Here is a 26,904-nt window from a genome sequence, read left to right as displayed (position 1 = left end):
CGTCCGGCCGCGAGCGCGTGGGCGTCGACCGCTTCGCGCACCCGCGCGACGTGCTCGGGCGTGACCAGGTTGAGCACGACCTCGTCGGCCTCCTCGGCGGCGACCCTGGTCATCGCCGGACCGAACGCGGCCACCGAGATCGAGGTCGAGGGGAGCGGGTGGCGGAGCCGGAACCCCCGGGTCCGGACGTGGTCCCCGGCGAAGTCCGCGCGGCCGCCGTCGAGGATCCCACGTACCGCGCGCACGGTCTCGCGCATCCGCGGCGCCGCGCTGCCCCAGGCCCGGTCGTGCCAGCCGCGCACGATCGCCGGACTGGACCCGCCGAGCGCGAGGTCGACCCGGCGACCGGTCAGCCCGGCCACCGAGGACAGGCCCAGCGCGAGCCCGACCGGGCTCCGCACCCCGGCGGCGAGCGGGCCGACGCGCAGGCCGATCTCGCTCGTGCGCAGGCCGGCGGCCGTGGCCAGCGCGAACGCGTCGAAGGTCGCCATCTCGCCGATCCACAGGGTGGCGAACCCGTGGCGGTCCGCGGCCACCGCGATGTCCAGCGCCTCGCTGTCGGGACGGTCCAGCCAGAACGGCGTGACGACCCCGAGCTCGCGACCGGTCACAGCTGCGCGGTCCTGGCGGGCACCCCGAGCAGGAGTTTGCCGGGTAGTTCGAAGCTCGCGGCGTTGACCTGGAAGTGCGCGGTGGCGGTGTGCGCGTCACGGAAACGGCGCTGCAGCGGGGAAGTCTCGTAGATCGCGGCACCGCCGCCCAGCTCGTACATCGACTCGGTGACCTTCGCGGCCGTGCGCGCGACGTGCGTCGCGGCCAGGCGGATCCCGAGCCGCAGCTCCTCCGGCACCGGCTCCGCCCGTTGCGCGGCGACCCACGCCTCGTCGATGGACTGGTACATCAGCAGGCGGGCGGCGCGCAGCGCGGCTTCAGACTCCGCGACGACGGCCTGGGTCTGCGAGCGTTCGGCCAGCGAGCGGCTCGAGCCGAGCGTTTTCCGGCCGGAGGCAAGGTCGACCAGGTCGTCGATCGCGCCCCTGGCGTTGCCCAGCGCCGCGGCGGCGATGGACAGCGCGAAGTAGCCGAACACGGGGAACCGGTGCAACGGGGCGGCGCCTTCCGGCGGCCCGTCGATGACCGAGAGCACCCGGTGGTCCGGGACGAAGACCTCGGTGGCGACACAGTCGTGACTGCCGGTGCCGCGCAGGCCGCCGGTGTGCCAGGTGTCGAGGACTTCCAGCTCCGCCTTGGGAATCGCGGCGCATCGCAGCACCGGCCCGGCTTCGGTGTCGAGGACGAACCCGGCGAAGAGCCAGTCCGCGTGCGGGATCCCGCTGCAGAATCCCCACCGCCCGGACACGACGACCCCGCCGTCGACCCGCTTCCCCTGCCAGCGGGGAGCCCAGACCCCGGCGGCGACCGTCAGCGGGTCGCCGAACACCTCCTCGCCGCCTTTCCTGGGCAGGTAGGCGGAAAGCAGGCTGCTGGTGATCGCGATCGACACACACCACCCGGCCGACGCGTCGCCACTGGCGACCGTTTCGGCGGTTTGGAGGCTGACGGCCGGGGGCGCCTCGGGCCCGCCCAGCGTCTTCGGCACACCCGACCGGAACAGCTCCGCCCTGGTCAGCGACCCGGCGAGCTCCGGCGGCAACGAGCGACGTGCTTCGGTGGTGGCGGCGACACTCTTGGCAAGCTCGGCGCCATCGAGGGCCGCGCGGTGGAGCGTCTCGAACTCGCCCTGTCTGGCTGTCCGACCCACGACGGAGTCAAGCACGAGGACCTCCTGGCCGGTTGGTTCAGTCTGCTTACCGGTTCACTATTCTTACCGACATCTTCGCCTGTCAAGTCACGCCCGCGCTTCCAGTGCCTGGAAGGTCCCTGAAGGCCACCTTCACGGCGTTTTACGCTGTCATGGTGGCCTTCAGAGGCAACTGGACGGTGTGTGGTCAGTGGGGTGTGAGGTCGAGGATCGCGCGTAGTGCGGCGAGCAGGAGGTTCGTCGCGCGGGCTGGGGCCTCGGTGGTGGCACGGCGCCACGCCACGCCACGTAGCCGTCCGGCCGGACGGGCAGGGCGAGGCCGAGTTCCGCGGCCGCCTTCCCGGCCGCGTCGCGTCAGTCCAGGCCGGACAGTCCGGTGAGGACGGTGAACCGCCCGTGCCCGACCAGGTCCAGTGTGGACACTCGACGGCCGTGGGAGCCGACCAGCCAGACGTGCGGGAGTTTGGCGCCCGGCTCGGTGCTGGGCCGGTGATACAGCTCGGGGTCGCGGGTCGCCGCCGCCGGTTCCAGGCCGTCGCCGAGCACCGGGCGCGAGGCGTATCGCTGGTCGGGTTCGACCCGGTGGGCGTTGAACTCGTAGTGCTTCAGCTCGCCGAGGTCCGTTCGGACGGTGTACAGCCCGGAGGTCGAGCTCGGCCTCACGCCGGTGGTCCGGACATTCCCGGCCCGGCCGGTGCGCTGCCCGCGCGGGTGTTCCGGCCCGGCGGGCCGGTGCGGGCGGTGCTGCTGGACATCCACGGCGGCGGGTTCTGCCTCGGCGCGCCCGCCGACGACGACTGGGTCAACGACTTCATCGCCCGGACCTGCGGGGTCGCGGTGGTGGCCGTCGGCTACCGGCTCGCCCCGGAACACCCGCAACCGGCCGGGGCCGAGGGCTGCCTCGCGGCCGCGCGCTGGCTCGCCGAGCACGCGGTCGCCGAGTTCGGCACCGATCGGCTGCTCGTCGGCGGCAGCTCGGCGGGCGGCCACCTCGCCGCGCGGACCTTGCTCGGGCCGCGCGAGCACGGCCTGATCGACCGGGTGGTGGCGGCCAACCTGGTGTTCGGGGTCTACGACGGCTCGGGGAGCCCGAGCAGCCGCGCCGCGACGAACGACACCCTGGTGCTCACAGCGGACTGGATCCGTGACTTCGCCGCGCTGACACCTTCCCCGGGCTGGACGCGGAAGCGCAGCGCGACCCCGCGGTCTCGCCGCTCTATGCGGACCTGACCGGCCTGCCGCCCGCGTTGTTCACCGTCGGCGGCGCCGACCCACTGCTCGACGACTCGCAGTTCATGGCGGCGCGCTGGCAGGCGGCGGGCAACCTCGCGCAGCTCGACGTCTGGCCTGAGTGCGCGCACGGGTTCACCAACTCCGCGCCCGGTACCGGACGCGCCGCGTGGGGGCGGATCGCCGGATGGCTCACCGCCCGCCTCGACGCGGCAGGCGCTTAGTTCAGCGCGTGCGGGTACTCCGGCTTCCGGTCCTGGAAGGACAGGATGGCGGGGTTGCGGATGACGCCGTCCCTGATCTCGATGGCGCGGCGCAGTGTTTCGTTGCTCTCCCAGTCTTCGGGGCCGGCCAGCACGTTCTTCAGGTAGGGCAGCAGCGCTTCGCTGATCTCCCAGGTGGCCGAGTTCCACAGGAACGACGGGCTGTGGTCCACGCCGTAGTAGGTGACGTTGTCGCCCACCACGAACGTCGGCTGCGTGAACGACGTGGGCCGCGCCCAGTCGAAGCCCATGCCCTCGTCGCAGGAGACGTCGACGATGAGGCTGCCGGGCGTGAACGCCGGGAGGTCCGACTCCAGCAGGAACGTCAGCGGGGAGTCGGTGTCCTGCAGGACGCAGTTGACCACGATGTCGTGCCCGGCGAGGAAGTCCGCCAGCGGGAGCCGCTTGCCGTCGGCTGTCGCGTGGCTGCGGCGGGGATCCTCGTCGTCGTGGTCGAAGTGCACGATTCGCGCGGAGTGGATCGGTGAGGCGACGGCGGTGACGCCGCGGTTGGTCAGGACGTGGATGTCGTGCACCCCGTGCGCGTTCAGCGCCGTGACCGCGCCGCGGGCCGTCGCGCCGAAGCCGATGACGGCGGCGGTGAGGCGGCGGCCGTAGACGCCGGTCGAGCCGATCGTCTCCAAGGCGTGCATCACCGAGCAATACCCGGCCAGCTCGTTGTTCTTGTGGAACACGTGCAGGTTGAACGCGCCGTTGCCGGACCAGTGGTTCATCGCCTCGAACGCGATCAGCGTGAGCTTCTTGTCGATGGCGAGCTGCGTGAGCTTCTCGTCCTGTACGCAGTGCGGCCAGCCCCACAGGGTCTGTCCCGGCCGCAGCTCGGCGACGTCCTCCAGCTGGGGTTTGGGCAGCAGGATGACGTCGCAGTCCGCGATGAGCTCCTCGCGGGTGCGGACCCCGGCGACGGACTCGGCCAGCTTCTCGTCGGTGCAGCCGAAGCGTTCGCCGTAGCCCTTTTCCAGGTACATGCGCGAGCGCAGCGCCGCGTCGATTCTCGGCAGGTGGCGGGGGTGGATCGGCAGGCGGTGTTCGTTCTCCTTGCGGGACCTCGCCATTACGGCGAGTCTGAGCTGTTCCACGAATGTCCTTTGTGGTCGGTGGCGGTGCGCGAAGTCCGGGCGCGATGGGTTATAGCCCTGGCGGGCGTGGGACTCAGGCAGCGGGGAATCGTGGGGATTCAGCGAGCGCGGAGAAGAAATGCGGGCCCGACGTCATGCCGGTGCTCCCGTCCCCGGCCGCCGAGAAACTGCCGGTGTGGGTTTTTCGACGAGGACGACGCGAGCTTGATCGCTCACATGCGAGGTGCCTTCGTCGCCGTAGAGCCTACCCGTGCGTCACCAAGCTGCCCGGAGTCGATGACGTTCCCGCGCAGATCCGTCGTCCCAACACGCCGGATGGCCAGTACGTCGCCGTGGAGGTCGGCCAGGTCGTGGCGACCGGACCACCGGACGAGCGCGGGACGAGTTGATCCGCTCGCCCGCGGCCCAGGCGTCGATTGCGCGCTCGGGCCATCTGTCAGGATCAGAGTCCGGACCGCGCCCGTGCCCTGGGCTCGAACCTCAGGAGGTTGTCCATCATGACCGACGCCGATCAGGAACCGGCCGCGATCGGCGAGCTGATCGAACTCGCCGCGGAACGTGGCGACGTCGACGGGTTGCGGCGCTTCGCGGACAACGGCAGCAGCGACGCCGCCGACCTGCTCATCGAGCTCGCGACCGAGCGCGGCGACCTCGCCGAGCTGCGACGTCTCTCCGACGCGGGCAACGCCACCGCGGCCGATCAGCTCATCGAACTCGCCACCGAGCAGGACGACCTGGCCGAACTGCGCCGCCTCGCCGACCAGGGCAACACCACCGCCGCCGAGCAGCTCGCTGAACTCACCGCCGAGTAAGCGGCTGGTGCCCGGCATTTGCTGGTCCGCAGTCACCTTGGGTAGTGGTGCGGGCGCGAAGAGGTGAACTGTCGCTGTTCTTGTCCGGAACGACACCGGGCTGGCCTACTTTGGGAATCGGTTCGACAGGCGGAGGGGGCCGATGACGGACGTCGGTAAGCCGGGTTTCGGGGTCGCGTTGCGTTCCGGGGAGTTTCGGGCGCTTTGGTCGGCGGAGATCCTTTCGGTCTTCGGTGATCAGATCGCCCGGGTCGCACTCGCCCTGCTGGTGTTCGCGCGGACGCACTCGGCGGCGTTGACCGCGCTGACCTACGCACTCACGTTCGTGCCCGCCGTACTGGGTGGGCTCCTGCTTTCGGGGCTGGCGGACCGGTACCCGCGGCGCGCCGTGATCGTGGTGACCGACGTGGTGCGGGCGGTGCTGGCGGTCGCGATCGCGATCCCCGGGCTTCCGCTGGAGGTCCTCTGGGTGCTGGTCGGCCTGCTGACCATGGCCGCCGCGCCGTTCAAGGCCGCGCAGCTTTCCCTGCTCCCGCAGGTGCTGCCCGAAGGTCACTTCCAGGCCGGGCTGGCGTTGCGCCAGATCGGTACGCAGACCGCGCAGGTCGCCGGTTTCGGGCTGGGCGGGCTGCTGGTCACCGCGCTGGGCACCACCGGTTCGATCCTGATCAACGCCGCGAGCTTCCTGGCCAGCGCGGCACTCGTGCTGGCCGGGGTGCGGTCCCGCCCGGCGGCGCGTGCAGCGGCGGCAGCGCGCGATGAGGCCCCGGTGCGGACAGGATTCGACCTCCGGCTCGCGGTGATCTTCGGCTTCGCCGCGCTGATCGGGCTGTTCGTGGTGCCGGAAGGACTCGCCGCGCCCTACGCGAACGCGGTCGGCGTGACCTCGCTGGGCGTCGGCCTGCTGATGGCCGCGGACCCGGTCGGCAGTGTGCTCGGGGCCTGGTGGGCGACCAGGACCAGCGGCCGGACTTCGACGCGGCCCCGGACGGTGGTCGTGCCCGCGGTGCTCGCGGGAGTCCCGTTGATCGCGTGCGCGGTGGTGCCCGGGATCGTCTGGCCCATGGTGCTGTGGGCGGCTTCGGGCGCGTTTGCGACGCTCTACCTGATCCGGTTGCAGGCGGTGGTCGTGGCGGTGGTGCCCGACGCCCGGCGCGGAACGGTGATGGGCAGGCTGAGCACCTGCCTCTACACCTCGCAGGGCGTGGCGATCGTCAGCGCCGGTGTCCTCGCCGAGGGTGTCGGCCCGGTGCGTGCGGTGGCCGCCGCGGGTGCGCTGGCTTCGGTCCTCGCGCTGGCAGGCGGCTTCGTCTGGCGCGCGGCCAAATCCCCGCAGCCGGACGCGGCCGAGGACAAGCACGACGATTCCGAGATTCCCGCCCAGCGCGGCTCGCGGACTCAGGCGCGGGAAGACGCCAAGGGGCCGCGGGCGGCGACCTGAGCCGTACCCTCGATGGTTGGTGCCGGCAGCCGGGTAGTCAGAGCATGGCGTGAGTGATTCACCCCCCCCCCCGGCCACGGCGAAGCCGCGCTTGAAAGCCACTGTCCGGAAACCTCGGGACGGCTCCAGGTCGACCCGTCGGGGTCTGGCTGACCGACTCGATCGGCTGGCATATCTCACTGAGGTCCTTGCGGCCCAGGCGTAGCGGGTCGGGTGTAAACATGGCGCACTCGGCGGCGTTCGCGTCACGTTCCGGTTCGTGTCCTGTGTGGACTCGGATGCGGTCTGTGATGGTCGGATCTGTGTCAGTGTCAGAACGGTGGGGCATCCTCCATCGAACTGGTGCGGGATTCGTGAAGTGCGGGTGGTGGGCTGACATGGATTCCGCCGGAGGGGGTGGTGATGGTGAGGGTTCCGTCGGGTGTGGTGGCGTAGTTCCAGCCCGGTTCTTCTTTGAGCAGGTTGTGTGTTTGGCATTGCCCGGTGAGGTTGGTGTCAGAGGTTTCCCCGCCCGACGCTCGGCTGCGTACGTGGTCGATGTCGCAGAAGTGTGATGGCCGGTGGCAGCCGTTGGTGCGGCATTCCCGGTCACGCACCCGGATGAAGCCGTCGAGATCTGCCGGTGGCCGATATTTGGTGCGGCCGACGCTCAGGAGTTGTCCGGTATCGGGGTCGGTGATCAGCCGATTCCAGGTGGAGTTCGGTTCGGTCGCGATCTGCCGGGCGAGCCACGCGGGAATGGCGCCGTGTCCGGCGAGCTCAGCGGGGTCTTCGTTCAGCCCTGCGAGCGCCAGCAGGTCCACGTAGATGTGGATGTCGGCGTGGGGTGAGGCGTCGCCGTCGGTGGTGCGGAGGAGTCGTTGGGCGAACACGTCGGCGCGGATCTGGTCAAGTGTCCGTTCCTTGTCCTGACGCCGGAGTGCTTTCGCTTCGCGGTTGATGGAGGCGTAGATGGCGCTGGCCTGCTCGGCGGGGAGGTCTGCGGAGAGGGTGGCCATGGTGTGATCGTCGTGGGTCAGTGAGACGTGTCGTTCCCGTCTTCGTGCCTGGGCTCTGTCCTGGTAGCCGTCGGGGTCGAGTTTCTGGATCACCCGGTTCACCGCCGCCCGGATCCCACTCGGATCCTTACCCGCCAACCGGGTGGCCATTGCCTCGTCGACCTGCCCCGCGAGATCATCGGACAGGATCAGGGTGGGGTCTACGACTTTGGAGGCCTTGTAGAGGTCGATGTCTCCGCTTTGCAGGGCAGCGAAAGTCTGCGGCAGCCGAGTAGTCAAAGCGACGGCGCGGGTGATTTCGGCGCCTGCTTGGTATTGCGTGATGGACAGCTCGAGGGCGACGTCGGCAGTGACGGACCGCCGCGAACCACCTCCAGCGACCACCCCCGCCAAGACCGTGACCTCGAACGCTTGACCTTGGGAGTTGGCGCGCCGGGCAGCACCGAGATCAGCGACAGTGTAGATACGGGGAGGAGTCTGGGTCATGACCTCATTCTACCCGAATCGACCCGAACATTTGTTCGATAGGGACCACCGGATCGGGTGATTTCAGTCCACAGTCCATTGTAGATACAAGACCACAAACTCAAGCTGGGCAACAGGATCTGCTGCGTGGGGGATCGGCGCTGCCAACCACAGATCAACCCGGGATCAGGAGCGCCGATCCCTCACGCCACGGCGAAGCCGCGCCTGAAAGCGGCTCTAGGCGCGAGCAATAGCGATGGACCCTTCGAGCCGCGCCCCGGCCTCGTAGATCATGTACTTCCGCCCGCCATCGGTACCGAAGCTCGGCGCGGCGCAACGGCCGCCGTCCGGCGCGCCCGGCAGCGGGGCGTGGAAGATGCCAGGTGGTTCCGCTTGGTGAAGTCGTTGCCCACCTCTACGTCGTCGGCGCCGAGGCCCGCGGTGAACACGGCGAACCGCATACCCCGGAGGAAACCGACCCGGCGAACCTGCAGGGCATCACCTACTGTTTCGCGCTCTCCCATCACGAGGGCGAGAACCACGTCATCGAGCGCCCGGCGATGTACGAGTTCTGGCGGAGCTACACCCCGGAGTTCTGGCCGGGTCCGTTGCTCGGCTTCCTCGCGCCCGACCCGCGCACTCTGGAACCCGTCGAGCGCACCTTCGTGCCCAACCCCGACACCGACCCGCTGGACGTCAGCGCCGACCAGAGCGCCGACGCTGGGGACAAGGAACTCTGGGGCTTCCGCCGGATCCTCGCCCGTGGCCTGCACGATCCCGGCGCGTTCGACTCGGACATCACCCTGGTCAATTGGCCGCTCAACGATTACTGGCTCCGGCCCGCGCTAGAGATCGACGGCCACGTGGACGCGGCCGGGGTCGAGCGGGCGCACTACGAGGCCAAGCGGCTCTCGCTGTCGCTGCTGTACTGGCTGCAGACCGAAGCGCCGAGGACCGACGGCGGCACCGGGTTCCCCGGGCTGCGGCTGCGTCACGACGTCACGGGCAGCCGGGACGGGCTGGCGAAAGCGGCCTACGTGCGGGAGTCGCGGCGTATCCGGGCGATCACGACGGTCACCGAGCACGACGTCTCGGTCGACGTACTGGGCGTCGCGGGCCGGGTGTCGCGGCACGATTCGGTGGGCATCGGGAGCTACCGGATCGACCTGCACCCGTCCACCGCCGGTGACGGCTACATCGATGTCGCGAGCGTGCCGTTCGAGATCCCGCTCGGCGCGCTGCTGCCGATCCGGGTGACGAACCTGTTGCCCGCGGCCAAGAACGTCGGCACCACGCATCTCACCAACGGCTGTTTCCGGTTGCACCCGGTGGAATGGAACATCGGCGAGGTCGCCGGGATGCTCGCCGGGTTCGCGCTTCGCCGCGGTGTCACGCCGCACGCGGTGCGCGCGGACGAAAAGCTCTTCGACGAGTTCGCCGCCCAGCTCGACCAGGCAGGCGTCGAACGCCGCTGGCCAGAGGTCCAGGGCTACTGACCACAAGGGACTGCAATGACGCATGGACCGAGACGGGTGCGCATCGGCATCGACGTGGGTGGCACCTTCACCGACGCGGTGGCGGTCGACGCCGAGACGTTCGACCTGCTGGCCCAGGCCAAGGTGCCGATCAGCCACGGCCATCCCGACGGGGTGGCGCACGGGATCCTCGAGGCACTGGGAAAACTCCGGGCGGACGCGGGGATCGGCGCGGACGACGTGTCGTTCCTCGCGCACGGCACCACGCAGGCGACCAACGCACTGCTCGAGGGCGACGTCGCGGTGGTGGGCATCGCGGGGATCGGCCGTGGGTTCGACGCCTTCGCCACCCGGCGGCTCCGCGCGCTGGCGAAGCTGGAACTCGCTCCGGGTCGCACCCTGCCGATCCGCTACGCCGCAGTGAGTGACCCGGGTGACGCGGTCGCGGTCAAGGAAGCCGTCGACCGGCTCCGGGCCGAAGGCGCCGAGGTCGTGGCAGCTGTGGAGCCGTTCAGCGTGGACGATCCGGCCGGTGAACGCGTGGTCGCCGAGGATGCGCGGTCACCGGGCTTGCTCGCGACGGCTACGCACGAGATCACCGGCCTGTACGGCCTCGCCAAGCGGGCCAGGACCGCGGTGCTCAACGCCGGGATCATGCCGCGCATGGTGGAGACCGCGGATCTCGTCGAGCGCAGTGTCGCCGCCGCGGGCATCACCGCCCCGCTGATGGTGATGCGTGGCGACGGCGGCGTGATGGCGCTGCCCGAGATGCGTGCCCGGCCGCTGCTGACCGCGTTGTCCGGCCCCGCGGCCGGAGTGGCGGGCGCGCTAATGAGCGAGAGACTGAGCGAGGGGATCTTCCTCGAAACCGGCGCACCTCGACCGACATCAGCGTGATCCGGCGCGGCCGGGTGCAGGTGCGGTACGCGCGGCTGGCGGGTCGGGAGACGTACCTCCCGTCGCTGGACGTGCGCACGGTCGGGATCGGCGGCGGTTCGCTGATCCGGGCCGCCGGTGCCGAACTGATCGGCGTCGGGCCGCGCAGCGCGCACATCGCGGGCCTGCCGTACGCGTGTTTCGCCGACACGGCGGCACTTGAGGGCGCGGAACTGGTGAGCATCGCGCCCCGCGCGGAAGATCCGGCCGACTACCTCGCGCTGCAGGCAGCCGACGGCAGCCGCTACGCGATCACCGTGACGTGCGCGGCGAACGCGGCCGGTGTCGTCCCGGCGGGCAGCTATGCCCGCAGCGATCCGGACGCGGCGAATGCGGCACTCGCGCTGCTCGCCCGCTTGCTGAACGTGTCCGTCGTGGACACCGCCAAGGCGGTGCTGGAGCTGGCGGTGCGTCCGGTCCGGGAGGTGGTCGACCAGCTGATCGACGCCTATCGGCTGGAGCGGAACACCCTCGCGCTCGTCGGGGCGGCGGGGGAGCGGCCGCCGTCACCCCGTACCTGGGCGAAGTGTCCACACTGGACTGGCGGATCGCCGCGCACAGCGAGGTGATCAGCCCGCTCGGGGCCGCGCTGGCGCTGGTGCGGGAGTCGGTCGAACGGATCGTCCCGAATCCTTCGCACGCCGAGGTACTGGCCGTGCGGGCGGAAGCCGAGGCGGCCGTCGTCGCGCAGGGCGCGGCCACGGCGGGGGTCGAAGTCGACGTCACGGTCGATCCGCAGCGCAACCTCGTGCGCGCGGTCGCCACGGGCTCGACCGAGCTGCGGACAAAGGACCGCTCCGCGAAGGCCGACAGCGCGCTGATGACCGCCGAGGTGGCGCGGTCGCTGGGCGTTTCGCCTGCCGACGTCGCCGAGCTCGCCCGCACCGGGCATCACCACGTGCTCGGCGCGCGGATCCGGGGACGAGGGCTGAGCAGGTGGAAGCCACCACGGCTGAGCCTGCGGGTGATCGACGACGAGGGCGTGCTCCGGCTGCACAGCGCGGACGCGTACCTCCGGGTCGTTACCGCGGGCGAGGCGGTGGCCGCGCTCTCCGGCGCGGTCGGCGAGCACACGAGTTTCGGCGACGGCGGTTCGCGGGCACCAGCGGTCCGGCTGCTGGTCGGGCCCAAGATCGCCGACCTGTCCGGAGTGCTCGACCCCGACCAGCTGATCGCGCTGATCCGGACCGAGGTCGGCACCCGGCCCAAGAGCGAGCCGGTCGTGGCCATCTTGGAGACCCGATGAAGACCCACGACGACGTCGACCTCGCTGTCGAGCTGTTGCGAGCGGCACCGACGCACGAGAACCGGTCCGACGCCCAGCTGCGGGGCTGGGCGGTGACCGCGCTCGGGTTCGGCGACGAACTCGCCGCGGAGCCCGACTCCGAGGAGCCACCGGACGTCGTCGAGCGTGACGGCGGTGTCCGAGACGGGGTGCTGACCCTGGCGGAGTACGACGTCCGGCGGCACACGGTGATCGTCTACACCCACGGGCTGTCCCGCGCCGCCGAAGTGTTCGCGCGGAAAGGCTGGACGGTGCCGCCGGACGCCCTGCGCGCGGCGGCGGTCGCCCACGAGACCGCTCACCACCGGTTGCACGGCCCGGCCGGACGTGAACTCACCCGGCGTCTCCCTGCTCGAGGCGCGTGTACTAGTCGACGCTCACGCCGGCGAGCCGGGCGAGCTCGTCGGCTCCGTGGGTGCGGGCCATCAGTGGTCGTCCTTCCGGTTCCTCGGTGTCCCTGTGCGCGACGGCCGCCGACCGTCATGCCCGTTCAGACTGTCTGGGCAGTGGGCAGGATCGTGGTCTCGACGTTGGTACGTGGCGCGGTAGCGCGGCGACGAACGCGATGGCTCCGCGACGTCCTCGCCCCCGGAGGCATTCGATGTCGCGCAGGAGCCCCGGACATCAAGGTGCTCGCGTCGGTGACGTCGACGGGAACGGCGATCGCGGTGCCACCGGCCACGGTGATGTCGTGGACGATCTCGTCGAGATGTTCGGCGCGGCGGAAGAGCAGCGCCACTGCGGTGCCGAGACTTGCGAGCCGCTTGGCGGTGGTGGCGCGCCGATACTGCTTGAGAGGGCGTCCGGAAACTGATGTCATGTCGTCCAGTTTGGCGCCTAGGGCCGCGTCACTGACGGGGACTTTCACGCGGTCTGTTCTGGTGAAGGGGACTTTTGCAAGGTTGAGTCGAGGGAAAGTCTCCTTCGGTCGTCACCCCAGGTTTGCTGTGTGCCCTGATGGGAGCCTTCACGGCGTTTAACGCTGTCATGGTGGCCTTCAGGGGCACGCATGAAACGGTCGTGGCGGTATGAAACGGGCGAATGGGCCGCTTTTTCGTCCTTTGTGGAGGGTAGGCGGCTTCGAAGGACAGGTGCTCGAGGCTTCGAGCGGCGGCTGCTACGTCAGTTCTCAGACGCGTTCTCAGGCCCGGTGACGACGGCGACACGGTCGGAGAGTGCGGCGGGCGGGTAGAAGGGAGGGCCTGGGGGCTCGGTGGGGTGACCGGACCGACGTGGGCGGCACGGCCGGGGGACGTTCGCGCCGTGGGCGGAGGCAGGGCCCGGCCCTGCCGCGCGATGCGAAACGGGCAGGCTCAGTCGCGGTGCGCGGTGGCCAGCGCCCTGCTGCGCCAGGGGGCGATGTGCTCCGCGACCATCGCGTTCTTGACCTCGAGACGCTCGTAAGCGTCGCTGCCCACCAGCAGGTGCGAGGGCAGCGTCTCGCCGTCGGTCACCTCGACGATCAGCGCCGCGCCCTTGACCGGATCCCCGGGCTGGGCGTGATTGGCCGCGTCGATCCCGTCGAGCACGTGGTGGGCGGGGGTGCCGTCGTAGGCCGCCAGCCGCGCCCCGGCGACCGACAGGGAGCTGGCGTCGAAGAGGTCGGTACGCAACGCCCCGGGCTCGACGACCATGCTCTGGATCCCGAGCGGACCCAGCTCAGCGGCGAGGGCTTCGCTGATGCCGGCGACCGCGAACTTCGAGGCGCTGTACATGCTCACCCCGGGCTCGCCCTCGAACCCCGCCCGGGAGCCGATGTGCACGATCTTGCCGTTGCCGGCGGCACGCATAGTCGGCAGGACCGCTCGCGTCACATTGATCAAACCGAAGACGTTGACGTCGAACAGCGACCTGGCCTCGGCGTCAGTGATCTCCTCCAGTGCACCCACCAGCACGCGACCCGCGTTGTTGACCAGCACGTCGATCGTGGCGAACCGGTCGACGATCTGCGCGACGGCACGGTCGATCTGGGCCTGGTCGGTGACGTCGAGAGTGACCGGATGGCATCGCTTGGCGCCGCGCAAGTCGTCGGGCAACGCGTCGACACGCCGGGCGCCGACGGCGACGTCGTGTCCCGCCTCCAGGGCGTGCCGGGCTATCTCAGCGCCCAGCCCTCGGGCGGCTCCGGTGATGAACCATGTCGCCATGACGGAAACGTCTCCTTCTGCAGGCATCGGTGCTCGCTCCCGGACCGTGGTCCGCTCGCTGGCGCCCATCCCACCACGTATTCACAGTCTCGGCTTCAGTTTCACGCGTATCGAGACCCCAGAGATGCTGTGTAAAAACCCCAGAGATGCCGGGTAAAAATTAGGGGGGTGCTTACCGAGTCGAAGATGGTCTACCTTGGGCCGCAGCTAGCTCGCCGGAGGTAAATCCATGGCTAATGCCGACCACGCGCCATTCCTGATTCCTTTTCCGCCCGCGCCATCAATCTTCCATCCGTCGCCGGAGCTGAATGAGCTGCCAGTTCGTCGACCGGTCGCGGCGGGAGGGTCGCTCGCGCGAACCCCCGGCGTCGAGTTCTTCGTGGTACTGGCGTGACTAGTTTGCGTTTCGGTGCGTTTCTGCCCCCGATCCACCCGCTAGGGGAGAGCCCGACGTGGTGGCTGCGCCACGACCTGGACCTGATGGCGCATCTCGACCAGCTTGGCTTCGACGAGGCGTGGATCGGGGAGCACCACTCGACCGGCCGGGACATCATCGCCTCGCCCGAGATCTTCATCGCGGCGGCCGCGGAGCGCACCACCCGGATCCGCCTCGGGACCGGCATGACCTCGCTCCCGTACCACCATCCGCTGTGGGTGGCCGACCGGATGGTGATGCTCGATCACCTCACGCAGGGGCGGGTGATGTTCGGGGTCGGTCCCGGCTCCCTGCCCGCCGACGCCGCCATGATCGGCATGACCCCCACCGAGAGCCGCGAGCTCCTCGAGACCCATCTCGACGTCATCCAGCGGCTGCTGGCCGGTGAGTCCGTCACCACGACGGTCGGGAGCCACACGCTGGTCGACGCGACGCTGCAGCTGCGCCCGTTCACCGAGCCGTGCTTCGAGATCGCGGTGGCCGCAACGTCGTCGCCGACCGGCGCGCGCCTGGCCGGCAGCCGCGGTGTGAGCCTGATCTCGCTCGGGGCGACTATGAGCCAGGACGGATTCGACGCGCTGGCGTACCACTGGGGGATCGCCACCGAGCGCGCCGCCCACGCGGGACGGCCGGCGCCCGACCGCGCGACCTGGCGGCTGGTCACCGAAGTGCACGTCGCTGAGACTCGAGAGCAGGCATACCGCGACGTCGAGTTCGGGCTGCAGGACTGGTTAGGGCACCTGCACGAGAACGCGGCCGTGCCAGGGCTCGCGCTGCCCAGCGGCAGCACGCGGGAGCTGATCGAGTTCGTCAACGAATCGGGCCTGGGCGCGATCGGCACGGCCGACGACGTCCGCCGCCAGATCCAGCGCATGATCGACCAGTCCGGCGGGTTCGGCACCGTGCTGCTGCTGGCGCACGACTGGGCCGACCCGAGGGCGACGTGGCGCTCGTGGGAGTTCGTCGCCCGTCAGGTTGCCCCGCACTTCCAGGGACCGGGGAAGACCCACGCCCAGTCGTCCCGTGATGCCCGGGCCCGGATTCTCGCGCGGCGCGAGGAGGCGAGCATCGCAGCCGGCGCGGCGGTCGAGCATATGAACCGCAAGTACGCCGACGAGGTGGCCGGGGGGTCCTGACCGTGCCGTCGTGACACGCCTGTCCGTGGTCGACGAACGCGGCCAGGGTCAGTCAAACAGGAGAGGTGCGGCCATGGACGCTGGCCTTGAAGTGAGCTGCCCGATGTGCGGAGGTCTCATCGAGGCGACTGACAAAGATGAGCTCATCCGCCTGTCCCAGCTACATACTCTTGATGCCCACCGCTACAACGTTCCCGCTGAACACGTTTTGGCCGCAATGACGCCCGGTGATATCGATCCCGACCAGGGAGAGGACGTGCAATGAACTCTGCAGTGGCGGAATGTCCCTCCGTGGACTTCAACATGCTTGATCCCGACTTCGCGCAGGACCCCTATGAGACTATGGATGTATGGCGAGCTTTAGGGCCGGTTGTATATAACTCTCGTCACGATCAGTATATGATTACGTCACATCACAACTGCGTTCGAGTGCTTGGTGACATCCGCCATTTCAACTCTGCAAACGTGCTCCCGGAGATGGAGAAGGCATTCGGTGGACCGACTTTTCTTGGCATGGATGGTCCCCGGCATCAGACGGTCCGCGAAATCTGGGCGCCAGGATTTGAGCGCAAAGCTGTCGAGGCCGACTGGGCGGCGCGAATACAGCAAATTGTGAACGTGTACGTGGATCAATTCGCCGAACGCCTTCGATCCGGCGAATCTCTTGACGCTCTCGCGGAGATGACGCGGATTATACCCACTATTGTCACTGCCCAATTGCTGGGCGTCGAAGAGGACGTGCATAAAGACTTTATCACCTGGAGTGACGCAACGGCGGAGGTTCTTGGCGCAAGGCTGGACTCGACTCCGAGAGGTCAAGAGATTTTCGCTGAGGGCGCTGCGGCGGCGGCTGCTTTGAACTCGCACATCGGCGGCCTCATCGAAAAGTACCGTGCGCTGGGGGTGCCTGATGGAACGTTTGTGGCCCAGATGGTGCTCGACGATTTCGCGCCGTCTATGCCTGATCGGGAAATAATGGCAAATGGGGCGATGTTCACAGTTGCGGCGAATGAGAGTACGGCACAGATGATGGCGCTGGCCTTGTATGCGCTGGGACGCCACCCTGACCAACGTCGCGCGCTGGTCTCCGACAGGTCGCTTGTTCCGGCTGCACTCGAGGAGGTCCACCGCTGGATGACTCTCTCGCAGACGGTTTTACGCTATGCATGTAGCGACGAGTCGCAGGTCGAAGGTTTTACGATCCCCGAAGGTTCCGCGGTCATGGCTCTTCTGGGTTGCGCGAATCGCGATCCCGCTCGTTGGGACAACCCGCACTCCTTCAACATTTTCCGTCCCCGTAAGGCACATATTGGCTTTGGTTTTGGGCCTCACGTTTGCCTGGGAATTCATATGGCTCGGATGGAAATGAGGATTTGGTTGAATCGGCTGTTGGACAAGTTGCCAGAGTACGAGTTCGCGGGCGATATCGAATTTGGCTCCAACTTCACGCTGCGCGGTCTTCAGGGGGTCCCGATCAAAGCGGCATGATTGATCCTCAGAGAGCGGCAACCTGTCTGATTGGTTGGCGAGGTGCACCTGCTTCTGGTACTCCAGCCGTAGATCGTTATGTGCCTGCGAGGGTGGCTTCCTGGCGTTGGTAGTGGCTGATCTTGGCGTGGTGTTGGTGGCGTCGTCACCAGCGTGACCGGGCCTGGGGGCAGGCTCGGTGGCGGGCGGGTTCGATGACGAAGATCGCGAAGAGTCGGCGGATCTCGTTGCAGGTCAGCGCGATCAGCCCGTCCGCAGCGGGCTGTTCGGTGTGCTCACCGGCGGCGAGCAGGGCGTGGGCGAGCATCGCGAGCAGCGTCCAGCGCTGCCAGTGAGGTTCAGCGCCGAACCTGGTGTTCGTCAAGCCCGGTAGACCCTTCCCGGCTTGAAAGGGCTCTTCGATCGTCCAGCGCCTGCCGACGACACCGACCATCTTGCGCCGCGGCACGATCTCGGGGGAATAGCAGCGATAGAACGCCAACTCCCCGGTGTGCCGGTGGCGTCGCACCAGTAGCCACCAGCACTGCTCATCGCCCGGATCGAGAGCGCCGGTGGGATCGGGGTGGCTTGATCCGGGCCCAGTCTTAACAGCGCTGCCTTTGTTCCTGGCCTGGCCGAGAGCCGTTGCCAGGGCCGCCGGGGCAGGGTGTCGGTGATCTCGTCGGCGCGCCGCAGCCCGGCCGTTGCGAATGCTGACCGCAAGAAGCCGGCATGCCGCGGTCCGCCGAACACGACGTCGTTGGCGCCGAGAAGGATGTATTGGCCGAGGTCGGCCCACCTGCCCGGCCGCGGAGGCCAGTGAAGCGCTGGCCGAGCGCATTGTGACCGGGTGTTCGGCCGACCGGGGTGCAGTGGCAGCCGTGGCGTTTCGAGGGGCGGCGGGGGAGTAGTCGTGGAAGCCCTGGCCGCTTTTGCGGCGCAGGAAGCCGCCCTCGATCATGCGCGGCAGCAGGGTGGGGGGGCGCGTACTGGGGGTCCTTGAGCTCCTCGTACGTCGACTGGCCGACCGAGGCGATGATGTCCAGGCCGATCGGGCCGATCAGGTCAATGAGGCCCAGGGGCCCGAGCGGGTGGCCGCAGCCGAGGACCATGGCGCGGTTGATGTCGGCGGCGGAGGCGACGCCGGACTCCAGTATGCGCACGGCGGGGATCAGGTAGGGGATGAGCTGGGAGTTGACCACGAAGCCGGGCGGTAGGTGGACAGCACGACCTGTTTGCCGAGCACGTCGGTGACGAAGGAGCTGGTGGTGGTCAGGGTCTGCTTGCTGGTGCGCAGTGACGGGGTGACCTCGACCAGGCTCATGACCGGCACCGGGTTGAACAGGTGCACGCCGACGACTCGGCCGGGATTTCCGGTGACCATGGCCAGCTTCATGATCGGGATGGACGAGGTGTTGGAGGCGAGCACGGCCCCGGGCTCGGCCACGACGGCGTCGAGCTCCTCGAAGAGGCGCCGCTTGACGGCCAGGTCCTCGGCGACGGACTCCAGGATGAACTGGCAGGCGCGCAGGTCCTTGAGCTCCTCGGAAAAGGTGAGCCGGGCGATGGCCTCGTCACGGTCCGCGGGACTGATCTTCTCCTTGCGCACCAGGCGTTCCAGCGACCCGGTCAGCCGCTCCCGGCCCCGGCGCACGGCGTCGGCGTTGCGCACGACGACCTGCACGGGCAGCCCGGCCAGGGCGCACACCTCGGCGAAGCCGCCGCCCATGGCCCCGCAGCCGATGACACCGACACGCTCCACGCTCATCGCGCACCCCCGGCCTCGGACCAGCGGATCAAGCAGTTGCCCATGGACATGCCGCCACCGAAGGCCGACAGCACGAGCAGGTCGTCCGGCTGGACCTGGCCGGACTTGACGAGGTGGTCCAAGGCCACCGGAACCGAGGCGCTACCGACGTTGCCGTACTGCTCCACGGTCTTGGCGGTGTGCGCCCCGGTCAGTCCACAACGGACCACCAGCTCGTCCAGCAGCACGCCGTTGGCCTGGTGCGGCACGAAGAAGTCGACCTGGTCGGCGTTCAGCGACACCGAGGCCAGCAGCTTGTCGATGGCCGGCGGCACGTTGTCGAAGACGAAGTCCCGCACGCCACGGCCCTGCATGGTGAAGAAGTGGCCGCCGTCGGCGAGGGTCTGGGCCGAGGTGGGGACCCGGCTGCCGCCGGCGTTGACCTTGATCAGGTCCTGGTGCTCGCCGTTGGTCCCCAGGCCGATGTCGAGGATGCCGTAGCCTTCGGCCACCTCGCCGACCACGGCCGCCCCGGCCCCGTCGCCGAGCAGCACGCAGGTGCGCCGGTCGTCGAAGTCCAGGATCCGCGAGTACAGGTCGGCCGCCACGACCAGCGCACGGGCGCCGGGGTGGGTGGCGACCAGGCTGCGGGCCAGCTCCAGGCCGTAGACGAAGCCGGCGCAGACGGTGTTGATGTCCAGGCACGCCGCGTTCTGGGCGCCGATCAGCTGCTGCACGAGGCTGGCGGTGGGCGGCTGGGGGAAGTCGCCGGTGGACGTCGACACGATCAGGTAGTCGACGCGGTCGACCGACAAGCCCGCGTGCTCCAGGGCGGCTCGGGCGGCGACGGCGGCGAGATCCGAGGTAGCTTCGTTTTTGGCGGCCCAGCGGCGGGTGCTGATGGCGGTCTTGCGCAGGATCCACTCGGCGGTGGCGTCCGGCGTCATGGCGGCGACCTCCTCGTTGGTCACCACCCGCTCCGGCAGGTACGACCCGGTGCCTAACAGTCCGACGGCGCGCGTGCTCATTGTGTTCCTCCAGCGAGGTTCATCAGCGGAGCGAGCTGGTCGGCTCCGAGCCGCGCCCGCAGTTCCGGGTTGGTGACGCCGAGTCCGGCCCGCGGTGCCTGGCACAGCACGGCGACCTTGCCGAGGTGCCCGTTGGTCTGCACGAGCCGGGCGGCCTCGCCGATCTCGGTGAGCGGGTAGACCGCCGACATCGTGGACCTGATCCGACCGGAGCTGATGAGGTCACCGCACTCGAACTGCTCCTGCATGTTGGCCGCGTGGCTGCCGATGACCCGCTTGAGCCGCATCCACAGGTACCGGTTGTCGTAGACGTGCTGGTAGCCGCTGCTCGACCCGCAGGTGACGACCACGCCGCCGCGGGCGGCCACGAACAGGGAGACGCCGAAGGTGGCCTGGCCGACGTGCTCGAACACGATGTTGGGGTCGCGGCCGGCCCGCTCGCGGATGAGCGAGCCCAGCCGCTTGCCGATGGCCACCACCTCGGCCGGGTCGCCGGAGGGGTCGCCGCGCAGCCCGAACTCGGTGCGGTCGATGACGATGTCGCAGCCCAGGGCCCGGGCCGCGGCGGCCTTCTCGGGGGAGCTGACGATGCCGACCGGGGTCGCGCCGCCATTCTTGGCGAACTGCACGGCGTAGCCGCCGAGGCCGCCGGCCGCACCCCAGACCAGCACCACGTCGCCCTGTTTGAGCTGGGCGCCGTTGCGGCCGACCAGCATGCGGTAGGCGGTGCCCGCGCACAGCGGGTTGACCGCGGCCTCCTCCCAGCTCAGGTGGGCCGGCTTGGGGATCAGCTGGCTGGCCCGTGCCACCGTGTAGTCGGCCAGGGCGCCGAAGTTGGTCTCGAACCCCCAGGCGCGCTGCTCCTCGCCGAGCATGCCATCGCCGTGGGTGGCGGGCTCCTGGTCGTCCACCTGGATCGGGCTGACCACCACGTGGTCGCCGACGTTCCAGCGGCGCACGCCCGACCCGGTCCGCACGACCACGCCGGCGCAGTCCGAGCCGACCACGTGGTAAGGCTGGTCGTGGCGCGCGGCCCAGCCGCCCTGGCGGGCGAACTGCTTGAGGAACTTGAAGGTCGGCAGTGGCTCGAACATCGCCGACCAGACGGTGTTGTAGTTGACCGCGCTGGCCATCGCCGCGATCAGCACCTCGTCCGGCGCCAGCTCGGGCATGGGCACGTCGCCGACCCGCAGCGACTTCCGCACGTCCTTGTCCTGCACGCCGAGGAACACGTCGGTGTCCTCGACGCTGAGGTGCGCCGCCCGGTAGGACCCGGGGACCGGCGCCCGCAGCAACTCCTCGGGCGTCCCGCCGCCGAGTACGGTCTCCGACAGTGTCGTCATCATCGCTCCCAAGAACTCATATCCGTCGCCGGAGGGCGAAAGTGCTCAGGCCGTCGAGCCAGCCAGCCGACGATTGCTGACGCGGTGCTCGCGGCGTGTTCGTCGACCATGCTCAGGTGCGTGCCGGGCACGTCGATGGCGTCGTGGCCGGGACCCCAGTGGGCCTGCCAGTGCTCGCCTGTGCGGGGCTGGCCGCCCATCCGTTCGGTGGCGCGCAGCAGCAGTGTCGAGATGCCGCTGATTTCGGTGGGTGCCCAGTCGGTGAACAGCTGTAGGTGGTGTGCCATCGCGGTCAGTTCGGCGCCGCGCAGTGGTTGCGTCGCGGTCCATTCGGCGTACGCGTCGCCGAGCAGGTCGAACTGGATCTCGGCCAAACCTGTGCTGCCGGGCAGGTGGCTGTCCAGCAGCACGAGTGACTCCGGTGCGGTGTTCAGATCCTTGAGCCGGGCGGCTGCCGCGTGCGCGATCCAGCCGCCGGAGGAGTAGCCGACGAGGACGTATGGTCCGGTCACACTGCCGCGGACCGCCTCGGCGACCGCGGCCACCAGGTCGGTTCGGGTCGGGGGAAGGGCCTCGTGGTCGGCGTAGCCCGTCAACGGCAGCACGGCCATGTTGTGCGTCGTGCGCAGCGCGCCGGCCATCCGCGCGTATTGGTAGACATTGCAGGGCGCGACCACGGACGGGATACAGACCAGAGTCGGGCCCGCAAGCCCCTGGGAGAAACTGACTGGTTCCCGTATCGGCGGCGAGCCGGTACCCACACGCAGCCGGGCGGCGACGGCCAACAGTTCCAACCCGTCCTGCACCTGGCCCTGTGCGCAGGCCTGGGCGAACAGCGCCGGCAGCGGTTCGGTCGCGGGTGGCGCCGCCAGGCCCTCGCCCGCCGGCGACGGACCCGCCGGTGTGGCGGCGGGGGCGGCCGGGGGTGGTTCGAGGTCGTCGAGCGCGGCGAAGCGGTCGGCCAGGTGTGTGGCGACCGCGTACGGCGTCGGCCAGTCGATCACCAGAGTCCGGGACAGTTCCAGGCCGGTGACGGCCCCCAGTCGCTCGGTCATCCAGGCCGCGGTCAGCGAGTCGAAGCCCAACTCGGCAAAGCCCCGCTGGGCGTCCACGTCCTCGAGCGCGTCGTAGCCCATCAGCTGCGCCGCCTGGTTACGCACCTCGGCGAGCAGGATCTCCGCCCACTCCTGGCGCGGGCGATCGGCCAACCTGCCACGTACGGAGGACATCTCCGGGATCGCCTCGGCCAGCACGGCGTCCAGCGGCGGGGCGCCCTTCCCGCCGACGACGCCCTGGTTGGCCAGCAAGCTCGCGCCCGCCGGTAGGTGATCCACCAGCCAGTAGCGGCGGCGCTGAAAGGCGTACGTGGGCAGGTCACGCTGGGTGGCGCCGGTGCCCGCGTAGACCGCGCGCCAGTCGACCGGCACACCGCGGACGAAGAGGGCAGCCACCGCGTCCAGCAGCGCGGCCGGCTCGGCCCGGCCCTTGCGCAGCGTCGGCACGAAGACCCGCGCTGGTACGTCCGGACCGGCCGGCGGCAGGCAGTCCTGGCCGAGGGCGGCGAGGACCCCGCCCGGCCCGAGCTCCAGGAAGCTGGTGACACCGGCCTCGCTCAGGCGCACCACGCCGTCGTGGAACCGCACCGCCGCCCGGGCCTGGGCGACCCAGTAGTCCGCCGAACGCATCCGCTCGCCCCGGTCCGCATCGCCCGGTGCGAGCGGCACGATCGGGATGCGCGGCGCGGCGTACGATATGCCCTCGATCGCCGACCGGAAGTCGGCCACTATCGGGTCGATCCGTGGTGAATGGAAAGCGTGGCTCACCCGCAGTTCGCGCGAGTGGATACCCTTGTCGGCCAATCTCTCCATCAGTGTGGTGAGCGTCTTCTTCTCGCCGGAGAGCACCACCGAGGTGGGACCGTTCACAGCGGCGACGGACACGAGCCCGGCCAGCTGATCCAGCATCGGCAGGATGTCTTCCTCGGCCGCCCGTACCGCGACCATCGCGCCGCCGGGCGACATGCCCTGCATCAGCCGTGCCCGGGTGGCGACCAACGCGCAAGCGTCCTGGAGCGACAGGATCCCGGCCACGTGCGCGGCAGTGACCTCGCCGATGGAATGCCCCGCGACGAAGTCCGGGCGGACGCCCCACGACTCGACGAGCCGGAACAGGGCGCTTTCCACAGCGAAAAGGGCCGGCTGGGCGAATCCGGTGCGGTCGAGCAGGCTCAGCGGGTCGTCCTCGGCGAAGGTCAGCTCACGCAGCGAACGGCCGATCGGACCATCCAGGTGCGCGCAGACAGCGTCGAACGCCTCGGCGAAGACGGGGTGCTCGGCGTACAACTCGCGGCCCATGCCCAGCTTCTGCGCCCCCTGGCCGGTGAACAGGAAGGCAAGCCGCCCGCGCACAGTGGCGCCCGTCGTGACCGCGGCATCCGGTGTGCCCGCGGCGAGTGCGCTGAGCCCGCCGAGCAGGCCGTCTCGATCGGCGGCCACGACGACACCGCGGTTCTCCAGGGCGGCGCGAGTGGTGGCCAGTGAATACCCGACGTCGGTGGGGTCGGCCGGTTCGGCCCGGTTCGTCAGGAAGGCGGCCAGCCGCGCGGCCTGGGCGCGCATCGCGGCCGCGGTGCGGCCCGAGACCAACCAGGGAACGGCCGCGAGCGTGCGGTGCGCGACGCCGTCGCCTTCCCGTCCGGCGTCCTCTTCGGGCACCGCCTCGAGAATGACGTGCGCGTTGGTGCCGCCGATGCCGAAGGCGGAAACGGCCGCCCGCCGGGGCCGGTCCTCCGTCTCCGGCCATGACCGCGACTCCTGCAAGAGTTCGATGTCGCCGGCCGTCCAGTCGACCTCGGTGGACGGCGGTTCCGCGTGCAGCGTGGGTGCCAACATGCCGTGCCGCAGCGACATCACCGTCTTGATCAGACCGCCGACTCCGGCGGCGGACTGGCTGTGGCCCAGGTTGGACTTCAGCGAGCCCAGGAACAGCGGACGACCAGGCCGCCTGTCACGCCCGTACGTGGCCAGCAGCGCCTGGGCCTCGATCGGGTCGCCCAGCGTCGTGCCGGTGCCGTGCGCCTCGACGGCGTCGACGTCGGAGGACGTGAGCCCGGCCGCGGCCAGCGCACGCCGGATCACCCGCTGCTGGGACGGCCCACTCGGTGCGGTCAGCCCGTTCGATGCCCCGTCCTGGTTGATCGCCGAGCCGCGCAGCACCGCCAGGACCGGGTGCCGGTGGCGGTGGGCGTCGGAAAGCCGCTCGATCACCACCATGCCGACGCCCTCGGCCCAGGACGTACCGTCCGCGGCATCGCCGAAGGACTTGCACCGGCCGTCCGGGGCAAGCCCGCGTTGGATGCTGAACTCGACGAACGAGCCTGGCGTGACCAGCACGGAAACGCCACCGACCAGGGCGAGTGAGCAGTCTCCGGCGCGCAGCGCGCCCGCCGCGAGGTGCAGGGCGGTGAGCGACGAGGAACAACCGGTGTCGACGGTCACCGCCGGCCCCTCCAGCCCCAGGAGGTAGGAAAGCCTGCCCGAAATGATGGCCCCGGCCAGGCCGCTAAGCAGGAGCCCCTCGAACCCGGTCGGGTAGCGCGCCAGCAGGGCGGCATAGTCGGTCACACTCGGGCCCACGAACACCCCAGTCTCGCTGCCGTGCAGCGAGTGCGGATCGATTCGAGCCTTTTCGAGGGCTTGCCACGACGTCTCCAGCAGCAGTCGCTGCTGTGGGTCCATCGCGATGGCCTCGCGGGGCGAGATGCCCCAGAACTGCGCGTCGAAGTCCGCGACGTCGGCCAGGAAGCCGCCCTGCTGGGTGTAGCTGGTGCCCGGGCGTTCCGGGTCGGGGTGGTAGAGCGAATCGAGGTCCCAACCCCGATCACGCGGGAACGGGGTGATCGCGTCCCGCCCGGTGACCGCCAGCTCCCAGAGATCTTCTGGTGAGCGCACGCCGCCCGGATAGCGGCAGGCCATGCCGACGATCGCGATCGGCTCGACGGCCCGCCGCTCGAGCTCCTCCGACCGCTTGCGGGCCTCCACTAGGTCTGCTGTGACCAACTTCAGGTAGCGCCGTAACTTGTCCTCGTTGTCCATCTGCTCCTCGACCTCTCACCGACGCAACAGCACGTTCGCCGCGGGTGCGCGGATCACTCGTCCTGGCGGCCGAGCTGCGTGTTGATGAAGCTGAACAGTTCGTCATCGGAGGCCGCTGTCAGCGTCGCCACGTCGCCCTCGGCGTTCGCGGCCGGTGCCGTGCCCGAGAGTCGGCTGAGCAGTTCTCGCGCCCGGCTGACGAGCACGTCGCGTACTTCCGTGTCCTCGGACGGTATCGAGGACAGCGACGCCTCCAGCCGGTCGAACTCGGCGAGTGCCGCGTCCGTCGGTGACGGCACACTGGTGGCCACCTCGGAGCGCAGGAACGAGGCGAGGCTCGTCGGATTCGGGTAGTCGAACACGAGCGTCACCGGCAGCCGCAACCCGGTTGCCGCGTTGAGCCGGTTGCGCAGCTGGACGGCGATCAACGAGTCGAAGCCGACGTCCTTGAAAGCCCGCTTGCGATCGACCTGCTCCGCAGAGTCGTAGCCGAGCACGACCGCGACGTGCGAGCAGATCAGGTCGAGCACCGCCGGTTCCCGATCCTCCTCGGGCAGCGCGGTGAGCTTCTCGATCAGGGCCGCGCCGCGGGTGGCCGAGATCGGGGACTCCGCCGTCGACAGCGCGCGCACCTCCGGCAGGTCGGCCAGCAGGGGGCTGGGCCTCAGCGAGGTGAATCGGGGATGGAACCGGGCCCATTCGATTCTTGCCACCACTGGGCACGGCTCGTCCTCGGCGAGGATCCGGTCCAGGGTCGCCAGTCCGGAGTCCACCGGCAGCAGTGGCAGACCGCCACGGCGCAGCGAGTTGGCCATCTCCGTGTCGTGGGTCAGCATGCCGGCTTCCCACGGGCCCCACGCCACCGAGACGGTGTGGCCACCGCGGTCGTGCCGCTCCCGGGCCAAGGCATCGAGGTAGGCGTTGGCAGCCGCATACGCGGACTGGTTGCCGACGCCCCAGGTCGCCGAGATGGAGCCGAACAGCAGCACCGTCTGGATGCTGTCGTGGTCGAGCAGCTCGTCGAGGTGTGCCGCGCCGAGCACCTTGGCCGCCATGATGTCGCCGAACTCGGCCGGCGTCATGTCGGCGATCGGCCCGCCATCGAGACTGGCGGCGGCGTGCACGAGCGCGGTCAGCGGGCGCTCGGCGGGAACGGAGGCCAGTAGTTCGACCACGGCGGCCCGGTCCGTGACGTCGCAGGCCATCACCGAGACTGAGACGCCCTTGGCGGCCAGTTCCTCGACCAAGTGCTCCGCACCGGCCGCATCGGCGCCGCTGCGGCTGGCGAGCACCAGGTGTTCGGCACCGCGGTCGGCGAGCCAGCGGGCCATCTCGGCACCGAGGCCACCCGTGCCACCCGTCACGAGCACAGTACCGCTCGGCCGCCAGTGGGCCGGCTCCTGCTCGGGCATCGTCGCCCTGACCAGACGGCGGGCCAGGACGGCCTTCGCTCGTACGGCGACCTCGTTCTCGCCACTGCTCGCGAGCACACCGGCCAGTTCGGCGATCGCGTGGTCGTCCACCGTCTCCGGCAGGTCGATCAGGCCACCCCAGAGCCGGGGGTGTTCGAGGCCGGCGACCCGCCCGAAACCCCAGACCAGCGCCTGGGTGGGCGAGCCGATGCGGTCCTGGGGACCGGCCGCCACCGCGCCCCGGGTCACCGCCCAGAGCGGGACGCCGAGTTCGGCGTCGAGCAGGGCCTGGGTGAGCACCACCGTGCCCGCGAGCCCTTGTGGCAG

Annotated in this window: 24 protein-coding genes and 1 pseudogene; 11 read left to right on the top strand and 14 right to left on the bottom strand. The window is 69.7% G+C overall.

All coding sequences use genetic code 11. The annotated features are described in order from the left end of the window. The 3 genes from QMK34_RS17170 to QMK34_RS17160 all read right to left on the bottom strand — a co-directional run. Nucleotides 1-611 (bottom strand): LLM class F420-dependent oxidoreductase (locus QMK34_RS17170; protein WP_326415015.1); only part of this gene is annotated, 611 nt, incomplete at its 3' end. Next, the gene (locus tag QMK34_RS17165) at nucleotides 608-1,777 is read right to left on the bottom strand and encodes an acyl-CoA dehydrogenase family protein (protein WP_326415014.1); all 1,170 of its coding nucleotides are present in this window, start codon (nucleotides 1,775-1,777) and stop codon (nucleotides 608-610) included. The genes QMK34_RS17165 and QMK34_RS17170, both read right to left, overlap by 4 nt. Before the next feature lie 339 nt (nucleotides 1,778-2,116). Then, nucleotides 2,117-2,521 (bottom strand): hypothetical protein, encoded by a 405-nt coding sequence (locus QMK34_RS17160; RefSeq protein WP_326415013.1) that lies wholly within the window; start codon nucleotides 2,519-2,521, stop codon nucleotides 2,117-2,119. On the opposite strand from QMK34_RS17160, the gene QMK34_RS17155 reads away from it, so the two are divergent. Together QMK34_RS17155 and QMK34_RS17150 are read left to right on the top strand one after the other, a co-directional pair. Next, nucleotides 2,504-2,992: an alpha/beta hydrolase gene (locus tag QMK34_RS17155; protein ID WP_326415012.1), complete on the top strand. Its 489-nt coding sequence runs from the start codon at nucleotides 2,504-2,506 to the stop codon at nucleotides 2,990-2,992. The two genes, QMK34_RS17160 and QMK34_RS17155, sit on opposite strands and share 18 nt — an antisense overlap. Beyond that, nucleotides 2,938-3,216, top strand: coding sequence for an alpha/beta hydrolase (locus QMK34_RS17150; RefSeq protein WP_326415018.1), 279 nt, complete (start codon nucleotides 2,938-2,940; stop codon nucleotides 3,214-3,216). The genes QMK34_RS17155 and QMK34_RS17150 overlap by 55 nt, the downstream gene beginning before the upstream one ends. On the opposite strand, the gene QMK34_RS17145 is transcribed toward QMK34_RS17150, so the two are convergent. After that, nucleotides 3,213-4,355, bottom strand: a complete 1,143-nt coding sequence (locus QMK34_RS17145; RefSeq protein ID WP_326415010.1) for a N(5)-(carboxyethyl)ornithine synthase — start codon at nucleotides 4,353-4,355, stop codon at nucleotides 3,213-3,215. The genes QMK34_RS17150 and QMK34_RS17145 overlap by 4 nt on opposite strands. A gap of 497 nt (nucleotides 4,356-4,852) precedes the next feature. Here QMK34_RS17145 and QMK34_RS17140 point away from each other — a divergent pair, with 497 nt between their 5' ends. Together QMK34_RS17140 and QMK34_RS17135 are read left to right on the top strand one after the other, a co-directional pair. Beyond that, on the top strand, nucleotides 4,853-5,167 hold the full coding sequence (locus QMK34_RS17140) for a hypothetical protein (protein WP_326415009.1): 315 nt from the start codon (nucleotides 4,853-4,855) through the stop codon (nucleotides 5,165-5,167). Nucleotides 5,168-5,309: 142 nt separating this feature from the next. After that, complete coding sequence (locus QMK34_RS17135; protein ID WP_326415008.1) at nucleotides 5,310-6,608, top strand: MFS transporter; 1,299 nt, start codon at nucleotides 5,310-5,312, stop codon at nucleotides 6,606-6,608. 311 nt (nucleotides 6,609-6,919) lie between these two features. On the opposite strand, the gene QMK34_RS17130 is transcribed toward QMK34_RS17135, so the two are convergent. Next, nucleotides 6,920-8,092, bottom strand: a complete 1,173-nt coding sequence (locus QMK34_RS17130; RefSeq protein ID WP_326415007.1) for an HNH endonuclease signature motif containing protein — start codon at nucleotides 8,090-8,092, stop codon at nucleotides 6,920-6,922. 362 nt (nucleotides 8,093-8,454) lie between these two features. On the opposite strand from QMK34_RS17130, the gene QMK34_RS17125 reads away from it, so the two are divergent. From QMK34_RS17125 to QMK34_RS17110, 4 genes are read left to right on the top strand one after another with little or no spacing between them, the layout of a single operon-like run. Then, nucleotides 8,455-9,567 (top strand): FAD-dependent oxidoreductase, encoded by a 1,113-nt coding sequence (locus tag QMK34_RS17125; RefSeq protein ID WP_326415006.1) that lies wholly within the window; start codon nucleotides 8,455-8,457, stop codon nucleotides 9,565-9,567. Between the two features lie 36 nt (nucleotides 9,568-9,603). After that, the gene (locus tag QMK34_RS17120; RefSeq protein WP_326415005.1) at nucleotides 9,604-10,443 is read left to right on the top strand and encodes a hydantoinase/oxoprolinase N-terminal domain-containing protein; all 840 of its coding nucleotides are present in this window, start codon (nucleotides 9,604-9,606) and stop codon (nucleotides 10,441-10,443) included. Then, nucleotides 10,440-11,051: a hydantoinase/oxoprolinase family protein gene (locus tag QMK34_RS17115; protein ID WP_326415004.1), complete on the top strand. Its 612-nt coding sequence runs from the start codon at nucleotides 10,440-10,442 to the stop codon at nucleotides 11,049-11,051. The genes QMK34_RS17120 and QMK34_RS17115 overlap by 4 nt, the downstream gene beginning before the upstream one ends. After that, nucleotides 11,009-11,728 carry a hypothetical protein gene (locus QMK34_RS17110; protein WP_326415003.1) on the top strand — a complete coding sequence of 240 codons (720 nt, stop codon included), beginning with the start codon at nucleotides 11,009-11,011 and terminating at the stop codon, nucleotides 11,726-11,728. Before QMK34_RS17115 ends, QMK34_RS17110 begins: the two co-directional genes overlap by 43 nt. A gap of 529 nt (nucleotides 11,729-12,257) precedes the next feature. Here QMK34_RS17110 and QMK34_RS17105 read toward each other — a convergent pair. Together QMK34_RS17105 and QMK34_RS17100 are read right to left on the bottom strand one after the other, a co-directional pair. Beyond that, nucleotides 12,258-12,587, bottom strand: a complete 330-nt coding sequence (locus tag QMK34_RS17105; protein ID WP_326415002.1) for a hypothetical protein — start codon at nucleotides 12,585-12,587, stop codon at nucleotides 12,258-12,260. A 493-nt stretch (nucleotides 12,588-13,080) separates the two neighbouring features. After that, a complete protein-coding gene (locus tag QMK34_RS17100) occupies nucleotides 13,081-13,914 on the bottom strand; it encodes an SDR family oxidoreductase (protein ID WP_326415000.1) in 834 nt (277 codons plus the stop codon). A 390-nt stretch (nucleotides 13,915-14,304) separates the two neighbouring features. Between QMK34_RS17100 and QMK34_RS17095 the strand changes: the two genes are divergently transcribed. The 3 genes from QMK34_RS17095 to QMK34_RS17085 are packed head-to-tail and all read left to right on the top strand — an operon-like array spanning nucleotide 14,305 to nucleotide 16,974. Further along, a complete protein-coding gene (locus QMK34_RS17095) occupies nucleotides 14,305-15,486 on the top strand; it encodes an LLM class flavin-dependent oxidoreductase (RefSeq protein ID WP_326414998.1) in 1,182 nt (393 codons plus the stop codon). Between the two features lie 10 nt (nucleotides 15,487-15,496). Then, nucleotides 15,497-15,751, top strand: a complete 255-nt coding sequence (locus QMK34_RS17090; RefSeq protein WP_326414997.1) for a hypothetical protein — start codon at nucleotides 15,497-15,499, stop codon at nucleotides 15,749-15,751. Between the two features lie 26 nt (nucleotides 15,752-15,777). After that, nucleotides 15,778-16,974: a cytochrome P450 gene (locus QMK34_RS17085; protein ID WP_326414995.1), complete on the top strand. Its 1,197-nt coding sequence runs from the start codon at nucleotides 15,778-15,780 to the stop codon at nucleotides 16,972-16,974. Between the two features lie 145 nt (nucleotides 16,975-17,119). On the opposite strand, the gene QMK34_RS17080 is transcribed toward QMK34_RS17085, so the two are convergent. The 7 genes and pseudogenes from QMK34_RS17080 to QMK34_RS17050 form a co-directional block, all read right to left on the bottom strand. Continuing rightward, nucleotides 17,120-17,482, bottom strand: coding sequence for a hypothetical protein (locus tag QMK34_RS17080; protein ID WP_326414994.1), 363 nt, complete (start codon nucleotides 17,480-17,482; stop codon nucleotides 17,120-17,122). 76 nt (nucleotides 17,483-17,558) lie between these two features. Next, nucleotides 17,559-18,116, bottom strand: coding sequence for a 3-hydroxyacyl-CoA dehydrogenase family protein (locus QMK34_RS17075; protein ID WP_326415017.1), 558 nt, complete (start codon nucleotides 18,114-18,116; stop codon nucleotides 17,559-17,561). 8 nt (nucleotides 18,117-18,124) lie between these two features. Beyond that, nucleotides 18,125-18,721 carry a 3-hydroxyacyl-CoA dehydrogenase NAD-binding domain-containing protein gene (locus QMK34_RS17070; RefSeq protein WP_326414993.1) on the bottom strand — a complete coding sequence of 199 codons (597 nt, stop codon included), beginning with the start codon at nucleotides 18,719-18,721 and terminating at the stop codon, nucleotides 18,125-18,127. Continuing rightward, complete coding sequence (locus QMK34_RS17065) at nucleotides 18,718-19,728, bottom strand: 3-oxoacyl-ACP synthase III family protein (RefSeq protein WP_326414992.1); 1,011 nt, start codon at nucleotides 19,726-19,728, stop codon at nucleotides 18,718-18,720. Before QMK34_RS17065 ends, QMK34_RS17070 begins: the two co-directional genes overlap by 4 nt. After that, the gene (gene ccrA, locus QMK34_RS17060; protein WP_326414990.1) at nucleotides 19,725-21,071 is read right to left on the bottom strand and encodes a crotonyl-CoA carboxylase/reductase; all 1,347 of its coding nucleotides are present in this window, start codon (nucleotides 21,069-21,071) and stop codon (nucleotides 19,725-19,727) included. The genes QMK34_RS17065 and ccrA overlap by 4 nt, the downstream gene beginning before the upstream one ends. Then, nucleotides 21,071-25,159, bottom strand: a pseudogene (locus QMK34_RS17055) (type I polyketide synthase); the annotation flags it as partial. The gene ccrA and the pseudogene QMK34_RS17055, both read right to left, overlap by 1 nt. Nucleotides 25,160-25,218: 59 nt before the next feature. Next, nucleotides 25,219-26,904: type I polyketide synthase (locus QMK34_RS17050; protein ID WP_326414988.1), on the bottom strand; the 1,686-nt coding region annotated here is incomplete at its 5' end.

It is taken from the genome of Amycolatopsis sp. H20-H5, from assembly GCF_035828755.1.
GTDB lineage: Bacteria > Actinomycetota > Actinomycetes > Mycobacteriales > Pseudonocardiaceae > Amycolatopsis.
The sequence above is the reverse complement of the archived record's forward strand: the minus strand, read 5'-3'. Positions and strand labels throughout refer to the sequence as shown.

Bases quoted from the DNA above. Each gene is read 5' to 3' on its own strand.
- QMK34_RS17140 (WP_326415009.1), top strand. From the start codon at position 4,853: ATGACCGACGCCGATCAGGAACCGGCCGCGATCGGCGAGCTGATCGAA.
- QMK34_RS17135 (WP_326415008.1), top strand. From the start codon at position 5,310: ATGACGGACGTCGGTAAGCCGGGTTTCGGGGTCGCGTTGCGTTCCGGG.
- QMK34_RS17130 (WP_326415007.1), bottom strand. From the start codon at position 8,092: ATGACCCAGACTCCTCCCCGTATCTACACTGTCGCTGATCTCGGTGCT.
- QMK34_RS17105 (WP_326415002.1), bottom strand. From the start codon at position 12,587: ATGACATCAGTTTCCGGACGCCCTCTCAAGCAGTATCGGCGCGCCACC.
- QMK34_RS17100 (WP_326415000.1), bottom strand. From the start codon at position 13,914: ATGGCGACATGGTTCATCACCGGAGCCGCCCGAGGGCTGGGCGCTGAG.
- QMK34_RS17070 (WP_326414993.1), bottom strand. From the start codon at position 18,721: ATGAGCGTGGAGCGTGTCGGTGTCATCGGCTGCGGGGCCATGGGCGGC.
- QMK34_RS17065 (WP_326414992.1), bottom strand. From the start codon at position 19,728: ATGAGCACGCGCGCCGTCGGACTGTTAGGCACCGGGTCGTACCTGCCG.
- ccrA (WP_326414990.1), bottom strand. From the start codon at position 21,071: ATGACGACACTGTCGGAGACCGTACTCGGCGGCGGGACGCCCGAGGAG.